This window comes from Mesorhizobium sp. CAU 1732, assembly GCF_039888675.1.
Lineage (GTDB): Bacteria > Pseudomonadota > Alphaproteobacteria > Rhizobiales > Rhizobiaceae > Aerobium.
On the sequence record NZ_JBDQQR010000002.1, the window covers coordinates 244,014 to 259,890 of the forward strand.

Here is a 15,877-nt window from a genome sequence, read left to right on the forward strand (position 1 = left end):
GGATTCGAATCCATTGCAACATGGCAACGAGCGCTTTTTCGCGTTGCCGTGCCTGAATGGGTCTGGTGGTCACGGCTTGGATGATCCGGCCTTCCGCGGCTCTATCAGGTCGAACAGATTGCCGTAGAGATCGGCAAAGACGGCGACCGTGCCATAGGCTTCCCGTCTCGGTTCCTCGCGAAACGCCACACCTTTCGCACGCATGCGGGCATGGTCGCGATCGAAATCGTCCGTCTCGATGAAAAAGCCGACCCGTCCGCCCGTCTGGTCGCCGATTCGCGCCACCTGATCGTCTCCCTCGGCACGCGCCAGAAGAAACCGGGCGCCGCGATCCGCATCCGGCGCCACGACCACCCAGCGCTTATCCTGCCCGAGATCGACATCGTCCATGACCGCGAAATCGAGGCAGTCGCGATACCAGGCCAGCGCCTCGTCATAGTCACGCACCAGCAGCGTGACCGTCGCGAGGCGGCCGCCGTTCACTCGCCCTCTCCCGAGATCGCGTAGCGGCCGACGATCCGGCCGTTTGTCAGATCGTAGAGGTGGATGGCCGAACGTCCGTCGCCGAACTCGATATGCAGGCTGATGCGGCTGCCCGAAAGCGACTGGTCGACGATCCGCGCGCCATCAGGCAACGCAATGCGCCCTTCGGGCAGAACGGGACCTGTCGCCCCCGGTATCTCCGCGACCGCGTCCCCTGCCGGCGCGCTGACCTGCGTCGCTCGGTAGACAAGCGCAATGACGACCGCCATAAGGGCGATGAACAAGATGCCCAGATTGATGACGATGAAGCGCACGAGGCGCTTGCGTACGCGTTCGACGGCAGGGTCGAGCGGCTTGTCTTGCTCGTCGTCGTCATTGGGCGCCGTCATGAAACATTTCCACTGAGAGTGATCGATGAGCGCACCTGATAGCGAAGCCGACGCCGCATTGAAAGAGTTCGTCGCCGACGAAGCCGGCATGCGCATCGATCAATGGCTCGCCGTGCGCGTCGGACCCGAATTGTCGCGCAGCCGCATCCAGGCGCTGATCCGCGACGGCAATGTGACGGTCAACGGCACCGCCATGCGAGAGGCGAAGCGGAAGCTCTCCACAGGCGATCGCATCGCGATCATCATGCCCGAGCCCGAACCTGCGGAGCCGGAGGGCGAGGATATCGCCCTCGATATCCTCTACGAAGACGACGACCTCATCGTCATCAACAAGCAGGCCGGCCTTGTCGTGCACCCCGGCGCGGGCAACTGGACGGGAACGCTCGTCAACGCCCTCATCCACCACTGTGGAGACACCTTGTCGGGGATCGGCGGCGTCAGGCGCCCCGGCATCGTCCATCGGCTCGACAAGGACACCAGTGGCGTGCTGGTCGTCGCCAAGAACGACAAGACACATCGCGCCCTTTCGGAAGCCTTCGCCGACCACGGTCGCACCGGCGATCTGGAACGCGCCTACGACGCGCTCGTCTGGGGTTCGCCATCGCGCGCCACCGGCACCATCGATGCGCCGCTCGGACGCTCCGGAACGGACCGTACCCAGCGCGCCGTCGTCCGCGAAACGCGGGAGGATGCACGCCATGCGGTGACGCACTTCACCGTGCTCGACCGTTTTGGCGAGAAACAAGATGCGACGGCCATGGCGTCGCTCGTGGAGTGCAGGCTGGAAACCGGTCGCACGCATCAGATCAGGGTGCATATGGCGCATATCGGTCATCCGCTTATCGGAGACCGCGACTACGGCAAGGCGTTCTTCACCAAGGCAAACAGGCTCGGCGAGCCGCTCGGCAATGCCGTGCGTGCATTCCCGCGTCAGGCACTGCACGCGCGGCTTCTCGCATTCCGCCACCCCTCCTCGGGCGAGATTCTGCGCTTCGAGGCGCCGCACCCTGCGGATCTCTCGGAACTTCTGGCCGAGTTTCGCCGTTGGTCGGACGCGGGCAAAACCTGACCGTCATCGTTCACTTTGGCGTGACGCTCTGTTTCATGGCGAAACGGACCGTGTTTTTGCCCAAAACGTTCCTATATTACTCCTACGGCGTAGTGCGCCGGAGTGCGACGACGCCCGCTGCCCGCCGGTAGACGGGGGCAGGACACCAAGAGAGGGAGGGTGCTTTTATGGCCCAATCACTACCCAGCATCGTTTCCGGAGAAGGCGGCCTATCCCGCTATCTCGAAGAAATCAGACGTTTCCCGATGCTTCAGCCGCAGGAAGAGTACATGCTCGCCAAGCGGTATCTGGAGCACGAGGATACCACAGCCGCCCACAAGCTCGTGACGAGCCATCTGCGCCTCGTGGCGAAGATCGCCATGGGTTACCGCGGTTATGGCCTGCCGATCGGCGAGGTGATTTCTGAAGGAAATGTCGGCCTCATGCAGGCCGTCAAGAAGTTCGAGCCCGAGCGCGGTTTCCGCTTGGCCACCTATGCCATGTGGTGGATCAAGGCTTCGATCCAGGAATATATCCTGCGCTCGTGGAGCCTCGTGAAGATGGGCACCACTGCAAACCAGAAGCGGCTGTTCTTCAACCTTCGCAAGGTGAAGGGCAAGATTCAGGCGCTGGACGACGGTGACCTGAAGCCCGACCAGATCGCGGAGATCGCGACACGCCTCAACGTGTCCGAGGCCGAGGTCGTGTCGATGAACCGCCGCCTGTCGGGCGACGCGTCGCTCAACGCGCCTATCCGCGCGTCGGAAGGCGAGTCCGGCGAATGGCAGGACTGGCTCGTGGACGATCACGCGAGCCAGGAAGACATGCTCGTCGAGCAGGATGAACTGGAAAACCGCCGCGGTATGTTGACGGGCGCGATGAGCGTGCTCAACGATCGCGAACGGCGCATCTTCGAGGCCCGCCGCCTGTCGGAGGACCCGCTGACGCTTGAAGAGCTGTCATCCGAGTTCGACATCAGCCGCGAGCGCGTGCGCCAGATCGAGGTGCGCGCGTTTGAGAAGGTGCAGGACGCGGTGAAGGCCGCAGCCAAGCGTCAGATGCAGGCGCTGCGCACCATCGAAGCCGAACCGGCTCACTGATCGTCGCGCTTTTTCAGGAATGAGATCCAAGCCGTCGCGGAAACGCGGCGGCTTTTTTTGTGCATGTCGCCCGAAAGTGGGCACCGGTGTCAGGATAACGACATGCATGAAAGAAGACCGGAAGCGCGACAAGCGATCTGAAAGATCGCGGCGCGCTTCAGGTCTCAGCCGCTCGATGCTTCGTCCCAGGCGCGGAGCGCATCCTGGAACACGCGGTCGCCGGGAATGCCCTTCTCGAGCGTGAGAAGCGCGCGGCGGCCGGACTGGTACACGATCGGGATATCGACCCAGCTCTGGCGGCGCATGAGGTTCATGTTCTGCTCGATCTCGGCCGGCGAATTGCCGAGCGCGATCAGGAAGAAGCCGTCGGCGATCCGGGCCGGCAGGCCGATCAGCGGATTGCCGGGGGCCTGTTCGGTTTCCTTGAACGAAATCCGCGACACGTTCGAAATGCCGCCGCCCTCGAAGCCGTCGGGCGTGAGGAAGATCATCTCGACGATGTGGCTGGCCGGCAGGGTCTGGTCGCCATTGCGGCGGATCGTCATACGCAACTGCACGTCCTTGCCCGGGATGGTGGCTTCGGCCCTGATCGCGGGTTCCGCCGGCTGGTCGCCGCCGGGCGATTCCTGGACGACGGACCAGACGATCGACCCCATTTCGGCCGACCCCTGCACGGAATTGGTGCGCTCCTCGTAGAAGATCGCGCGCTGGCCAACGGCCACGCCGGGCGTATCCGCGGGAGCGGCGGCGGCTGGCGTGTCTTCCGACTGAGCCGTCTGCTCCCCGCCTGCGGCGGGGGTGTCCCCCTCGCCCGGCTGGGCGAGCGCGGAAATGGAGGTGCCTTCGCCGACGCTGGCCGTCCCGCCCGCGGGGCCCTCATCCACTTCCGAGCCGTCCGGCATCAGGCGCTGCGTGAACTTTTCGGCCTCGACCGCAGGCTCCGCAACCGGCGCATCCGGCTGAACGGCGGCTATGTCTTCCTCCGCCTCCGGCGGCGTGGCAGGCGTCGGCGCTTCCGCTGTCGGGGTTGGCGCTGCTGGCGTTTCCGCCGGCTCGTCGGCAGTGGTTGCCACCTCCGCCGGCTGTTCGGTGCCGGTTCCGAGACCCACCAGATTGGATATGTCGTCGCGATTGGCCCAGATGCCGTAACCCGCGCCGGCGGCGACCAGCAACAGCACGAGCGCACCGACCAGAACCCCGGTCCGGCGCTTGCCGCCTTCACTCTGTTCGTAACGCTGCGACGTGCGCTCGCCGGCCATCACGCCCAGCGCGTCCTCGCGCTCGGGCGGCCCCTGCATCTCGCCGGCCTGATCCTCATCGCCGTCGTCCATCGCAGGATCGACGGCAACCGACTTTGCCGGCACTGCAGGCGGGATGACTGGTGTCGGCGTTGCGGCTGTCGCCGAACTGCTTGCGATAGCTGCCGCCGCCTGTACCGGCTTGACCTCGGCTGGCGACGGAGCGGGCTCGACGTCAGGAGACGACGGCGCAGGCTTCGGCGCCACGGGGCTTATCGTGTGCAGGCTGGCGAAAACGTCTTCGAGATCCTCGTCCGGCTCCGGTTCCGGCTCGGCCGCATAGTCGGCCCGCACGACGGCGATCGCGTCGTCCAGGGCCTTGCGCTGGCGGTCGAGAACAGCGGCCGGCGGCGGCGGGTTGAGCGCCGCCAGTTTGGCTTCGATCGTGCTGCGGGCCTTCTCATAGACGCGCTCGCGCATCTCGGGCGTGTTGTCGCCAAGACTGCCGATGGTCTTTCTCAGAACCGCTACGAAATCTGCCATTCTCTGCCCTGTCTCTGGGTGTCCGGGACGGTTGATCTGCGCAAATCACCCTTCACGGAACAAGTGCCGAACCTAATCTTGAAAGGGGTCCGTAACAAGTATCGTGTCTTCGCGCTCGGGGCTGGTCGACAAAAGAGCGACCGGCGCACCGATAAGTTCTTCGATGTAGCGGACATACTTGACCGCCTGCGCCGGAAGGTCGTTCCAGCTCCGCGCGCCTGCCGTCGTACCCGACCAGCCTTCGAGCGTTTCGTAGATCGGCTCGACACGCGCCTGCGCGCCCTGGCTCGCCGGCAGATAGTCGATCACCTCGTCATCGAGGCGATAGCCGGTGCAGACCTTGATCTCGTCCATCCCGTCGAGAACGTCGAGCTTGGTCAGCGCGATGCCGTCGATTCCGTTGACGGCGACAGCCTGGCGCACCAGCACCGCATCGAACCAGCCGCAGCGGCGCTTGCGCCCCGTTACCGTGCCGAATTCGTGCCCGCGCGTGCCGAGGAACTCGCCGACCTCGTTATCCTGCTCGGTCGGGAACGGCCCTTCGCCGACGCGGGTCGTGTAGGCCTTGGTGATGCCCAGCACATAGCCGATCGCGCCTGGTCCAACGCCCGAACCCGTCGCGGCCTGGCCTGCAACGACATTCGACGAGGTCACGAATGGATAGGTCCCGTGGTCGATGTCGAGCAGCGTGCCTTGCGCGCCCTCGAAGAGAATCCGATCTCCCGCGCGGCGCGCGTCGTCCAGCAACTTCCAGACACGATCCATATAGGGCAGGATGACGTCCGCGACAGAGGTCAGTTCCTCCATGATCGTCTCATGCGCCACTTCGCCATGCCCCAGGCCACGGCGCAGGGCATTGTGATGCGTCAGCAGCCGGTCGACCTTCGCCGGCAACGTTTCCAGATCCGCCAGATCCATGACCCTGACCGCCCTGCGGCCGACCTTGTCCTCATAGGCCGGACCGATCCCGCGCCGTGTCGTACCTATCTTGGTTCCGGAATTCGACGCCGCGTCTTCCCGAAACCCGTCGAGCTCCCGATGAAGCGACAGGATTAGCGCGGTGTTTTCGGCGATTTTCAGGCGATCCGGGCCGATTTCGACCCCTGCTTCGCGAATACGCGTGAGTTCCGCCACGAAAGCATGCGGGTCGAAGACGACACCGTTGCCGATGATGGAGAGTTTCCCCGGCCGCACGACGCCCGACGGCAGCAGCGACAGCTTGTAGACCTTTCCGTCAACCACCAGCGTGTGGCCGGCATTGTGGCCACCCTGGAAGCGCACCACCACGTCGGCGCGCTCTGACAGCCAGTCCACGATCTTGCCTTTACCTTCGTCGCCCCACTGAGAACCGACGACCACAACGTTGGCCATGGAAACCTTCCTTCTCTGCAGCCGAACGCGTCGCCCGGCAAAATGACAGGCCTCTATAGCCTCAACATATCGGTTGCGCGACCCCGGAAACCGCGCTGATACGCCGTCTGTCCCCGATTTCTCGGCCCTTGGAGCATTTACTCCACGGTCTTTACCCACTAGGGCGACTTACGCAATCCCGCCGTCCGTCTTCCGGAAAGCTCGATCATGTTCCGCAACGCCTACGTCCTCCTGATGCTGACCATGCTCATGTGGGGCGGCAATGCGGTGGCCGGAAAGCTCGCCGTGGGCCACATCTCGCCTATGCTCCTGACGAGCCTGCGCTGGCTGATGGCATTCCTGATCATGCTGGCGATCGGCCTTCCTCAGCTTCGCCGGGACTGGACGCTGGTGAGGCGAAACCTCCTGTTCCTGCTGGCGCTCGGTACGGTCGGCTTCACGATTTTCAATGTCGCGCTCTATTCCGCGTTGACGTTCACGACGGCAATCAACGCCTCGATCGAGCAGGCCGGGATGCCGCTGATCATCTTCGTGGCGAACTTCCTGCTGTACCGGATGGGCGTGTCGATCGGCCAGATCTTGGGGTTCTCGATCTCGATCGTCGGCGTGGCCCTCACCGCGACCCATGGCGATCTGTCGCGGCTGGCGGAGCTCGACGTCAACCTCGGCGACGCCCTGATGCTGCTTGCGATCATCTTTTATGGCGGCTACACGGTCGCGCTGCGCCACCGTCCGGCGATCCACTGGAAGAGTTTCATGCTCGTCCTGTCGGCCGGCGCGACATTGTCGTCGCTGCCCTTCCTCCTCTGGGAAGGTGCGCGGGACGCGATCATCTGGCCCGACACGACAGGCTGGAGCATCGCGGTTTTCACCGCATTGTTCCCATCGATCCTGTCGCAGGTCTTCTACCTCAAGGGCGTCGAGATCATCGGGTCGAACAGGGCCGGTCTGTTCGTGAACCTCGTTCCTATCTTCGGGACGCTCCTCTCCATCGTCATTATCGGAGAGGATTTCCACCCCTATCATGCGGTTGCACTGCTGATGGTCTTGGGCGGCATATGGCTTGCCGAACAGAGCGGTCGCAAGCGGGCGTCTCGTTAGAGCATCGGACCGAAAAGTGGCCTCCGGTTTTCGGTCCGATGCTCAAACAATGAGATAGATCGTCACTCGTGCGTCCGTAAGGATGCACGGAAAGCTGGCGTCGAGGCGATCTGCCACCGCAAATGGAACCAATTCCGACGCCGCCTGTTTGTCGTAGACAAAATGGGGGACCGAGCATGCTGACGTTCGTCGCAATACTCATGGCCGTGATCGGCGTCGTGCTGGCCGGTGGCGGCCTGTGGCTCGTGCTGCTTGGCGGCTCCTGGTACTATCTCATAGCAGGCGCGGCGTTCATCGCGACCGCTGCCGGGCTGTGCCGACGCAGGCCCGGCGCCCTCGCAATCTATACGATCCTGGTCATCGGATCGCTGTTGTGGGCCGTCCGGGAAGTCGGGCTCGACTGGTGGTCGCTGATGCCGCGCGGCGGACTGATCATCGTGATCGGCATCCTCCTGCTCTGGGTCTGGCTGCGAGAAAACCCCGAACGCCTCGGCGTGCGGCAGCCAAGCTGGCGTTTGGCCGGCTACAGCCTGATCGCCGCTCTCGCCGCGTCCATAGGCGTCGCCGCCTATTCGCTGACGATCGACGTGCGCCAGATCACGGGCGAGGTCGCTGCCGCGTCCGGCGAACTGCCGCCAAGCGAAAGCAGGGCGCCCGAGGACGAGTGGCCGGCCTATGGCCGCACGGTCGGCGGCAGCCATTACTCGCCGCTCGATGCGATAACCCCCGACAACGTCGCGACCCTGACGAAGGCCTGGGAGTACAAGACGGGCGACATCCGCGATCCCGCCGTCGATCCCGAGGAGACGACCTACGAGGTCACGCCGACGATGGTCGACAGCCTTCTCTACGTGTGCACGCCACACCATCTCGCGATCGCGCTCGACCCCGTGACCGGCGAAGAGGTCTGGAAATTCGACGCGCAGGTTGGTGCCGACCAGATGCGCCAGCATCAGACCTGCCGTGGCCTGACGCACTACGTTGTCGATGCCGCACCACCCGCACAGGCGACACCCGCGCCCGCGACGGAACTTCGTGGTGCCACGACACCCGACGCAGCAACACCCGGCGACGTCGTCGAAACCCCGGCCCCGACCGGCCAGACAGCACCGGCTCCCGAACAGACCGCCGAAACCGGTCAGAGCTGCACGGCGCGCATCCTGTTGCCAACGGCCGACGCCCGCCTCATCGCGCTGGATGCGAAGACCGGCCTGCCCTGTCCCGAATTCGGCGAGAACGGAGCGGTTGATCTCTGGGCCAACATGCCCAACGTTTATGACGGCGCCTACTATTCGACCTCGCCGCCCGTCGTCGCAGGCGGGTTGATCGTCGTCGGCGGCGCGGTCAACGACAACGTGTCGACCACCGAGCCTTCAGGCGTGATCCGCGCCTTCGACGCGCGGACCGGGGAACTCGTCTGGAATTTCGACAGCGGCAACCCGGACGAGACCGCACCCATCGCCCCTGGCGGGGAGTATGTCGGGAATTCCCCCAATGCGTGGTCGCTCCTGTCGGTGGATGAAGAGCTCGGCATCGTTTACGCGCCGATGGGCAACCAGCCACCGGATCAATATGGCGGCGATCGTTCGGAGGAAACGGAGCGCTTCTCGTCGTCCGTCACCGCGCTCGACCTGCGGACCGGTCAGGTCCGCTGGGTCTTCCAGACGGTGCACCACGATCTCTGGGACATGGACGTGCCGTCACAGCCGCAACTCGTCGATCTGACGCGCGACGGGCAGACAGTTCCTGCACTCGTGCAGGCAACGAAGCAGGGCGACATCTATGTGCTGGACAGACGGTCGGGCGAACCACTGCTGCCGGTGACGCAGGAGCCAGCCCCGCAAGGCGCGGTCGAAGGCGATTTCACCGCTCCCACCCAGCCGACGTCGGCGCTTTCCTTCAAGCCGGAACCCCTGCGCGAGCGCGACATGTGGGGCGCGACGATGTTCGACCAGCTCTACTGCCGCATCCGCTATCACCAGCTCGACTATCAGGGCCGGTACACCCCGCCTTCGGTGAACGGCGCGATTATCTATCCCGGCAATTTCGGCACGTTCAATTGGGGCGGCGTCGCGATCGACCCGCTTCGACAGGTGGTGATCGCCAACCCGGTCTACCTCGCCTTCACCGTCAGGCTGATCCCCCGCGAAGACGATACGACGAGTTATGTGTCGGAACAGGAACCGGGCTTCAACGAAAACTTCGGCGCGCCCTACGCGGCTGCGATGCGGCCCTTCATGTCGCCTGTCGGCCTGCCCTGCCAGGCCCCGCCATGGGGTTATGTCGCGGCCGCCGATCTCAACACCGGAAAGACCATCTGGCAGCACCGCAACGGCACCGTGCGCGATCTCTCGCCACTGCCCCTGCCCTTCGCCATGGGTGTCCCGTCGATCGGCGGGCCGATCGTGACGGCCGGCGGCGTGGCCTTCCACTCGGGCACGCTCGACTACTACGTCCGCGCTTTCGACGTGACCAACGGCCGCGAGCTCTGGCGCGACCGTTTGCCCGCCGGCGGACAGGCCACGCCGTCAACCTATCGCGGCGCTGACGGGCGGCAATATCTGGCCGTCGTTGCGGGCGGGCATGGTTCGACCGGCACGAAGGCCGGCGATTCCATCATCGCCTACGCACTGCCGGAGAACCGAGAGTAGGCGGCGGCGCGCCTGTTGTTTGGCCTTCGCTCCCCGTCATGCCATCATGATAGCAGACCGATGGAGGCCTTCATGGGTCAGTTGCTTGTCAGACAGTTCGATGACGATTTGAAGCGCCGCCTGCGCGAGCGGGCGGCGAAGCACGGCGTGAGCATGGAACAGGAAGCCCGCACGATCCTGCAGGCCTCCCTGTTACGGGACGAAGGCCGCGGTCCCGGCCTCGGCACGCAAATGGCCAATCTGTTCAAGGACATTCCTGACAACGACGAGCCGCTGCCCACCATCCCGGACTCGCCTGCCAGGCCAGCCTCTTTCGACGAATGAACATCCTCGACACGAATGTAATCTCGGCAGTCATGCGGCCGCATCGAAATGCGGAAATCAGGCACTGGCTGGACGTGCAACCGACCGCGTCTTTGTGGACGACGACCGTTTCCATCTATGAGATCGTCGCAAGTCTCGGGACACTCCCGGAGGGCCAGCGAAAGAGAATGCTGGAAAAGGCGTTTGCCGCGAGCATCGAGACATTGTTCGAAGCCCGCATCCTTCCATTCGACGTGGAGGCGGCCGAGCATGCCGGAGCGATCCTGTCGCGGCGGTTGCTCGCCGGCACAAACAAGGAAACCCGCGACACCCAGATCGCCGGCATTGTCATGTCCCGCCGCGCAACGCTTGCCACGCGCAATGTCAAGGATTTCAGTGACCTCGACATTGCGCTCGTCAATCCGTGGACGCCTTGAGAATTACCCCGTGACGTCGAACTCGAGCGGCTTGGCCGAATCGATCTTCGGATCGGCGCGGAGTTCCTCGAGCACGGCTTCCGGGAACGGGGCGTCGAGATAGAGCAGCGCGATCGCATCACCGCCGGGCCGGTTGCGCCCAAGCTGGAAGTTCGCGATGTTGACGCCGTTCTTGCCGCAGATCGAGCCCAAGAGGCCGATGATGCCCGGTGCATCCGCATTCGTCGTGTACAGCATGTGCTGCCCGACCTCGGCATCGAGATTGATGCCCTTGATCTGGATGAAGCGCGGCTTCCCGTCCGAGAAGCAGGTGCCCGCAATCGTCCGCGTGCGGCTCGCGGTCTTCACCGAAAGACGGATATAGCCGTCGAACACGCCGGACTTGTCGCGCTTGACCTCCGACAGGATGACACCGCGTTCCTTCGCCATGATGGGCGCGGAGACCATGTTGACGTCGGCGACCTGCGGACGGATCAGACCGGCAAGCGTGGCGCTGATCAGCGCGCGCGTGTTCATGTTGGCCGTGGCGCCGTCGAACAGGATTTCAACTTCCTGGATCGGCTCGTCGGTGACCTGGCCGACAAACGCGCCGAGCACTTCGGCAAGCTTGATGAACGGCTTGAGGCGCGGCGCTTCCTCGGCCGTGATCGAGGGCATGTTGATGGCGTTGGAGACCGCGCCCTTCACGAGGTAATCCGCCATCTGCTCGGCGACCTGAAGGGCGACGTTTTCCTGCGCTTCCGAGGTCGATGCGCCCAGATGCGGCGTCGCGACCACGTTTTCCATGCCGAAAAGCGGGCTGTCGGTCGCGGGCTCCGTCTCGAACACGTCGATGCCCGCGCCGGCCACCTTTCCGCTCTTCAGCGCCTCGATCAGGTCGGCCTCTATGATCAACCCGCCGCGCGCGCAATTGATGATGCGCACGCCGTCCTTCATCTTCTCGAAGGCGGCCTTGTTGATCACGCCGCGCGTCTTGTCGGTCATCGGCGTGTGCAGCGTGATGAAGTCGGCACGCGCGAAAATCTCGTCGAGCTCGACCTTCTCCACGCCGAGTTCGGAGGCTCGGCCTTCCGAGAGGAACGGATCGTAGGCGATGACATGCATCTTGAGCCCGACGCCCCGCATCGCCACGATGGAGCCGATATTGCCGCAACCGATCACGCCCAGCGTCTTGCCGGTGATCTCCACGCCCATGAAGCGGTTCTTCTCCCACTTTCCGGCATGGGTGGAGGCGTTCGCCTCGGGAAGCTGGCGGGCCACCGCGAACATCAGCGCGATCGCATGCTCCGCGGTGGTGATCGAATTGCCGAAGGGCGTGTTCATCACGATGATGCCGCGCCGCGAGGCGGCGGGGATATCGACATTGTCGACACCGATGCCGGCGCGGCCGACGACCTTGAGATTGGTCGCCGCCGCGATCAGCTTTTCGGTCACCTTGGTCGCCGAGCGGATCGCGAGGCCGTCATACTGGCCGATGACTTCGAGCAGCTTGTCCTTGTCCTTGCCCAGATCAGGCAAATAGTCGACCTCGACGCCGCGATCCTTGAAGATTTGCACGGCGGTCGGGGAAAGTTTGTCGGATACGAGTACGCGGGGCGCCATGATGGCCTCCTTCGTCATGTTTTGTCGTGAACAGGTGAAGTGGGGGCCGCCACCCGAGCGGCCCGAAATTGCCTCAGGCAGCAGCCTTGAGCGCCGCCTTCTGACTGGCGAATGCCCAGTCGAGCCAGGGCAGAAGCGCCTCGAGATCGGCCGTTTCCACGGTCGCGCCGGCCCAGATGCGCAGGCCCGCAGGCGCGTCGCGATAGTGACCGATGTCGTAGGCGACGCCTTCCTTGTCGAGCGCCGTGACGATGCCCTTGGCGAAAGCGGCCTGGGCGTCAGCATCGAGCGCCGTCACGTCCGGGTCCACGATCGTCAGGCAGACGGAGGTGTTGGAGCGGGTCTCCGCCTTGACCGCGAGGTTCGCAAGCCATGGCGTCTTGGCGACAAAGGCATCGATCGCGGCGAAGTTCGCGTCCGCGCGCGCCACCAAACCGTCCAGCCCGCCGATCGACTTCGCCCAGGTCAGCGCGTCGATATAGTCCTCGACGCAGAGCATCGAGGGCGTGTTGATCGTCTCGCCCTTGAAGATGCCCTCGATCAGCTTGCCGCCCGAGGTGAGACGGAAGATCTTCGGCAGCGGCCATGAAGGCTTGTAGGTTTCGAGCCGCTCGACGGCGCGGGGGCTGAGGATCAGCATGCCATGCGCGGCCTCGCCGCCCAGCACCTTCTGCCAGGAGAAGGTGACGACATCGAGCTTGTCGAAATCGAGCCTCTGCGCAAAGGCGGCCGACGTCGCGTCGCAGATCGTCAGGCCCTTGCGGTCGGCGGGAATGAAATCGCCGTTCGGCACACGCACGCCGGACGTCGTGCCGTTCCAGGTGAACACCACGTCGCGGTCGAAATCGATCGTGGAGAGGTCGGGAAGCTGCCCGTATGGCGCTTCGATCTTGCGGGCGTCTTCGAGCTTGAGCTGCTTGACCACGTCTGTGACCCAGCCGGAACCAAACGATTCCCACGCGACCATATCGACCCCGCGCTCGCCCAGAAGCGACCACATCGCCATCTCGACAGCGCCGGTGTCGGACGCGGGCACAATGCCGATACGCCAGTCGGCGGGGACCTGAAGAACCTCGCGGGTGAGGTCGATGGCATGCTGGAGCTTGGTCTTGCCGATCTTGGCGCGATGCGAGCGTCCGAGCGGGGCATCGGAAAGCGCATCGAGCGACCAACCGGGACGCTTCGCGCAGGGACCTGAAGAGAAATTGGGGTTTGCCGGACGGAATCCGGGCTTCGACGGTAACGTCGTCATCGTGGCTATCCTTCCAGATAGATAGCTCCTCGTTGGGGAGGAGTGGCCCGCTGCGGGAACTACTGGAAGGCGCGGAGAAGCGCAAGGGGTAAAAACCAATGACTGCCCCGTCCGTCAGCGGCGACCGACCACGCCATTGACGTCGCCAATCGCCTCGGGCCATGCTTCTCTCATGGAGACCAGCATGATCACCGGACCCCTGTGCCGCGCTGCACGCGCGCTGACCGAACTCTCGCGCGAAAAGCTCGCCGCACTGTCGGGCGTGGACGAGCATGTCATCGAGCTGTTCGAACGCAGGATCGCGGCCCCGGATGCGAATGTCGTCGCGATGCTGAAATCGACGCTGGAGGATATGGGTGCGGTCTTCATTCCAGAAGACAGACGCGGGGCCGGCGTTCGGTTGAAATTTACCGCATCGGAGACGAAACGGATCGCGACGCTCGAAAGCGAGGGCGGGCTGATTCGGGGCGACGACGTGCCGTAAACTGGGCCTCCAAAAAGCAAAACGGCGGGCCGGAGCCCGCCGCGTCGCCTGAGATAGATGCTGCCTACCAGAGATCGTAGCGCAGGCCAACCTTGAAAAGATGCTGCTTGATGCCGCGGTCGATTTCGAACGTATCCGTGTTCAGATATTCCGCGTCAGGCGTGTGCAGGAACTGGTATCCGAGGTCGATGGACGCATTGTCGGTGACCTTGTAGCTGGCGCCCGCCATAAGGGCGTAGGCGAAGTTGTACTGGCGGTCGTCGAGTTCCAGGGCGATGTTCTCCTGCCTCAGATGCGTGACGCCGACGCCGGCGCCGACATAGGGCGTCAGGCCCATGATCGTGGCGACGTCGAAGTAGCCGTTCACAAGGCCGCTCCACATCGAGCTGGACGCCTCGAAAGTGTCCGCCCCTATCGTGATGTCCGCCGAATCGCCGCCGAGATAGGCGATGTTGAGGTCGGCGCGGAAATTGTCGGAGAAGTGGTAGCCGAAGCCGGCGCCCCCGCCGAAACGGCGATTCTTGGTGTCGAAGGGCTCGAAATCGTAGAGCGGATCGTCGAAATTGTAGCTGACGTCACCGCGCAGATACCAGCCTGAACCGATCTCGACCGGCACCATTTCCGGCGCTTCCTCGATGTAGATCGGGGGATCGTAGTCGGCGGCCATCGCCGTCGATGCGAACAGCGCAAAGGCTGCGGCAGAAGCAAGCAGGCGGGCAGTCTGGCTCATCGAAGTGTCTCCCCAGGACGCGACACGGCGGCGCGATTTGATCTCGGGACCATCATTAACCATGATGGTTAAACCCCGGTTAAGGATAACCAGCGGTTACCGGCACAATGGGAAATTGTTGCGCGCACATGCAAAGAGCCCGGCTTTCGCCGGGCTCCGCGTCTCCAATCCAGGGACTGGCTGTTAGTTGAAGGCGTAGCGCACGCCGAGCTTGAAGTCGTGCGAGGTGATCTTGCGGAACTCCATCGGATTGTCGATGAGGTTGGTGCCGTCATAGGCGATGATGTCGCCCGAGCGCGCGTCGCCCAGATTCATGAAGCTGTAGCCCAGGTCGATCGTCATGCGCTCGGTCGCCTTGAGGCCCACGCCTGCATGCAGCGCCCAGGCGAAGTTCCACTCAGAAGCGGAATCCGCATAGGCCAGCGTCGGCGCGCCGAACTCGTCGATACCGGCATCGCGGAACGAATGGATCGTGTTGCGGCTCGCGCCGATACCCGCGCCCACATAAGGCACGATGCCATGGAAGTCGCCGAGATCGGCATAGGCATTCGCCATCAGGAGCCACTCGGACTTCTTGCCCGTATAGTTGTTGAAGCGGTCGATGCCGCCGGCGGTCCAGGTGTCGAGCCCGTGGAACCCGACCTCGCCGCGATACTCGACGATGCCGTCGACGCGCAGATAGTCGTTGAACTGGTAGCCGACACCGGCGCCGAAGAGCGGACCGGCCTCGAAGTTCTTGTCGACGACCTGAAAGTTGTTGGCGTCCGTGAAATCGTCGAACAGCACATTGTACAGTTCGTCGACGCGCTGGTTCGTCATGCCGATATGGCCGCGCAGGTACCAGCCGCCATAGACGGGCTCCGGCGGTACGTATTCGACGACCGGCGGCTCATAAAGATCTGCGGCGGCGGCGGGCAATGCCGCGCCCGCCAAGGCCGCGGCGACAGCCGCGATCGGCGCAATGGACCTGAACATGACTTCCACCCCTGCTGCGGCCGGACGGACGACTCCGACACGGCGCGAATTGAACTCGGGATGGATGATGAAGGGAAAAAGTTAAGCACGGCTTAACCTTACCGCTTAACCATGTTGCCACGGCAACAACGACCCCAAACGCAGGAAAGCCCGCCGGATAGCGGGCTCTC

Annotated in this window: 15 protein-coding genes; 7 read left to right on the forward strand and 8 right to left on the reverse strand. The window is 63.9% G+C overall.

The genetic code is table 11. The features are described from left to right. Positions 1–69 precede the first annotated feature (69 nt). Together AAFN55_RS18855 and AAFN55_RS18860 are read right to left on the reverse strand one after the other, a co-directional pair. Complete coding sequence (locus AAFN55_RS18855; protein WP_347800510.1) at positions 70–483, reverse strand: VOC family protein; 414 nt, start codon at positions 481–483, stop codon at positions 70–72. Continuing rightward, on the reverse strand, positions 480–872 hold the full coding sequence (locus tag AAFN55_RS18860) for a fimbrial protein (protein WP_347800511.1): 393 nt from the start codon (positions 870–872) through the stop codon (positions 480–482). Before AAFN55_RS18860 ends, AAFN55_RS18855 begins: the two co-directional genes overlap by 4 nt. Positions 873–897: 25 nt before the next feature. Between AAFN55_RS18860 and AAFN55_RS18865 the strand changes: the two genes are divergently transcribed. Together AAFN55_RS18865 and rpoH are read left to right on the forward strand one after the other, a co-directional pair. Further along, positions 898–1,941 carry an RluA family pseudouridine synthase gene (locus AAFN55_RS18865; protein ID WP_347800512.1) on the forward strand — a complete coding sequence of 348 codons (1,044 nt, stop codon included), beginning with the start codon at positions 898–900 and terminating at the stop codon, positions 1,939–1,941. A 167-nt stretch (positions 1,942–2,108) separates the two neighbouring features. After that, positions 2,109–3,020: an RNA polymerase sigma factor RpoH gene (gene rpoH / locus AAFN55_RS18870; protein ID WP_347800513.1), complete on the forward strand. Its 912-nt coding sequence runs from the start codon at positions 2,109–2,111 to the stop codon at positions 3,018–3,020. 164 nt (positions 3,021–3,184) lie between these two features. Here rpoH and AAFN55_RS18875 read toward each other — a convergent pair whose 3' ends face one another. Together AAFN55_RS18875 and AAFN55_RS18880 are read right to left on the reverse strand one after the other, a co-directional pair. After that, positions 3,185–4,801: a hypothetical protein gene (locus AAFN55_RS18875; RefSeq protein WP_347800514.1), complete on the reverse strand. Its 1,617-nt coding sequence runs from the start codon at positions 4,799–4,801 to the stop codon at positions 3,185–3,187. Between the two features lie 72 nt (positions 4,802–4,873). Beyond that, entirely contained in the window at positions 4,874–6,172 is a 1,299-nt protein-coding gene (locus tag AAFN55_RS18880; RefSeq protein WP_347800515.1) for an adenylosuccinate synthase, read from the reverse strand. A 207-nt stretch (positions 6,173–6,379) separates the two neighbouring features. On the opposite strand from AAFN55_RS18880, the gene AAFN55_RS18885 reads away from it, so the two are divergent. The 4 genes from AAFN55_RS18885 (at position 6,380) to AAFN55_RS18900 (ending at position 10,664) form a co-directional block, all read left to right on the forward strand. Further along, the gene (locus AAFN55_RS18885) at positions 6,380–7,273 is read left to right on the forward strand and encodes a DMT family transporter (RefSeq protein WP_347800516.1); all 894 of its coding nucleotides are present in this window, start codon (positions 6,380–6,382) and stop codon (positions 7,271–7,273) included. 176 nt (positions 7,274–7,449) lie between these two features. Further along, positions 7,450–9,924, forward strand: a complete 2,475-nt coding sequence (locus AAFN55_RS18890) for a membrane-bound PQQ-dependent dehydrogenase, glucose/quinate/shikimate family (RefSeq protein ID WP_347800517.1) — start codon at positions 7,450–7,452, stop codon at positions 9,922–9,924. A 72-nt stretch (positions 9,925–9,996) separates the two neighbouring features. Continuing rightward, a complete protein-coding gene (locus AAFN55_RS18895; RefSeq protein WP_347800518.1) occupies positions 9,997–10,248 on the forward strand; it encodes a plasmid stabilization protein in 252 nt (83 codons plus the stop codon). Continuing rightward, positions 10,245–10,664 carry a type II toxin-antitoxin system VapC family toxin gene (locus AAFN55_RS18900; protein ID WP_347800519.1) on the forward strand — a complete coding sequence of 140 codons (420 nt, stop codon included), beginning with the start codon at positions 10,245–10,247 and terminating at the stop codon, positions 10,662–10,664. Before AAFN55_RS18895 ends, AAFN55_RS18900 begins: the two co-directional genes overlap by 4 nt. 3 nt (positions 10,665–10,667) lie before the next feature. Here the strand turns inward: AAFN55_RS18900 and serA are convergent, their stop codons facing one another. Together serA and AAFN55_RS18910 are read right to left on the reverse strand one after the other, a co-directional pair. Further along, on the reverse strand, positions 10,668–12,266 hold the full coding sequence (serA, locus tag AAFN55_RS18905) for a phosphoglycerate dehydrogenase (RefSeq protein ID WP_347800520.1): 1,599 nt from the start codon (positions 12,264–12,266) through the stop codon (positions 10,668–10,670). Between the two features lie 73 nt (positions 12,267–12,339). Continuing rightward, complete coding sequence (locus tag AAFN55_RS18910) at positions 12,340–13,518, reverse strand: phosphoserine transaminase (protein ID WP_347800521.1); 1,179 nt, start codon at positions 13,516–13,518, stop codon at positions 12,340–12,342. Positions 13,519–13,702: 184 nt separating this feature from the next. Between AAFN55_RS18910 and AAFN55_RS18915 the strand changes: the two genes are divergently transcribed. Beyond that, positions 13,703–14,002, forward strand: a complete 300-nt coding sequence (locus tag AAFN55_RS18915) for an XRE family transcriptional regulator (RefSeq protein WP_347800522.1) — start codon at positions 13,703–13,705, stop codon at positions 14,000–14,002. 64 nt (positions 14,003–14,066) lie between these two features. On the opposite strand, the gene AAFN55_RS18920 is transcribed toward AAFN55_RS18915, so the two are convergent. Then, entirely contained in the window at positions 14,067–14,732 is a 666-nt protein-coding gene (locus tag AAFN55_RS18920) for an outer membrane protein (protein WP_347800523.1), read from the reverse strand. 183 nt (positions 14,733–14,915) lie between these two features. After that, positions 14,916–15,707: an outer membrane beta-barrel protein gene (locus AAFN55_RS18925; protein WP_347800524.1), complete on the reverse strand. Its 792-nt coding sequence runs from the start codon at positions 15,705–15,707 to the stop codon at positions 14,916–14,918. Positions 15,708–15,877 lie beyond the last annotated feature (170 nt).

Excerpts from the sequence above, each read along its gene's own strand:
- AAFN55_RS18860 (WP_347800511.1), bottom strand. The coding sequence starts at position 872 with ATGACGGCGCCCAATGACGACGACGAGCAAGACAAGCCGCTCGACCCT.
- AAFN55_RS18865 (WP_347800512.1), top strand. The coding sequence starts at position 898 with ATGAGCGCACCTGATAGCGAAGCCGACGCCGCATTGAAAGAGTTCGTC.
- rpoH (WP_347800513.1), top strand. The coding sequence starts at position 2,109 with ATGGCCCAATCACTACCCAGCATCGTTTCCGGAGAAGGCGGCCTATCC.
- AAFN55_RS18875 (WP_347800514.1), bottom strand. The coding sequence starts at position 4,801 with ATGGCAGATTTCGTAGCGGTTCTGAGAAAGACCATCGGCAGTCTTGGC.
- AAFN55_RS18880 (WP_347800515.1), bottom strand. The coding sequence starts at position 6,172 with ATGGCCAACGTTGTGGTCGTCGGTTCTCAGTGGGGCGACGAAGGTAAA.
- AAFN55_RS18885 (WP_347800516.1), top strand. The coding sequence starts at position 6,380 with ATGTTCCGCAACGCCTACGTCCTCCTGATGCTGACCATGCTCATGTGG.
- AAFN55_RS18890 (WP_347800517.1), top strand. The coding sequence starts at position 7,450 with ATGCTGACGTTCGTCGCAATACTCATGGCCGTGATCGGCGTCGTGCTG.
- AAFN55_RS18895 (WP_347800518.1), top strand. The coding sequence starts at position 9,997 with ATGGGTCAGTTGCTTGTCAGACAGTTCGATGACGATTTGAAGCGCCGC.
- AAFN55_RS18900 (WP_347800519.1), top strand. The coding sequence starts at position 10,245 with ATGAACATCCTCGACACGAATGTAATCTCGGCAGTCATGCGGCCGCAT.
- serA (WP_347800520.1), bottom strand. The coding sequence starts at position 12,266 with ATGGCGCCCCGCGTACTCGTATCCGACAAACTTTCCCCGACCGCCGTG.
- AAFN55_RS18910 (WP_347800521.1), bottom strand. The coding sequence starts at position 13,518 with ATGACGACGTTACCGTCGAAGCCCGGATTCCGTCCGGCAAACCCCAAT.
- AAFN55_RS18915 (WP_347800522.1), top strand. The coding sequence starts at position 13,703 with ATGATCACCGGACCCCTGTGCCGCGCTGCACGCGCGCTGACCGAACTC.
- AAFN55_RS18920 (WP_347800523.1), bottom strand. The coding sequence starts at position 14,732 with ATGAGCCAGACTGCCCGCCTGCTTGCTTCTGCCGCAGCCTTTGCGCTG.
- AAFN55_RS18925 (WP_347800524.1), bottom strand. The coding sequence starts at position 15,707 with ATGTTCAGGTCCATTGCGCCGATCGCGGCTGTCGCCGCGGCCTTGGCG.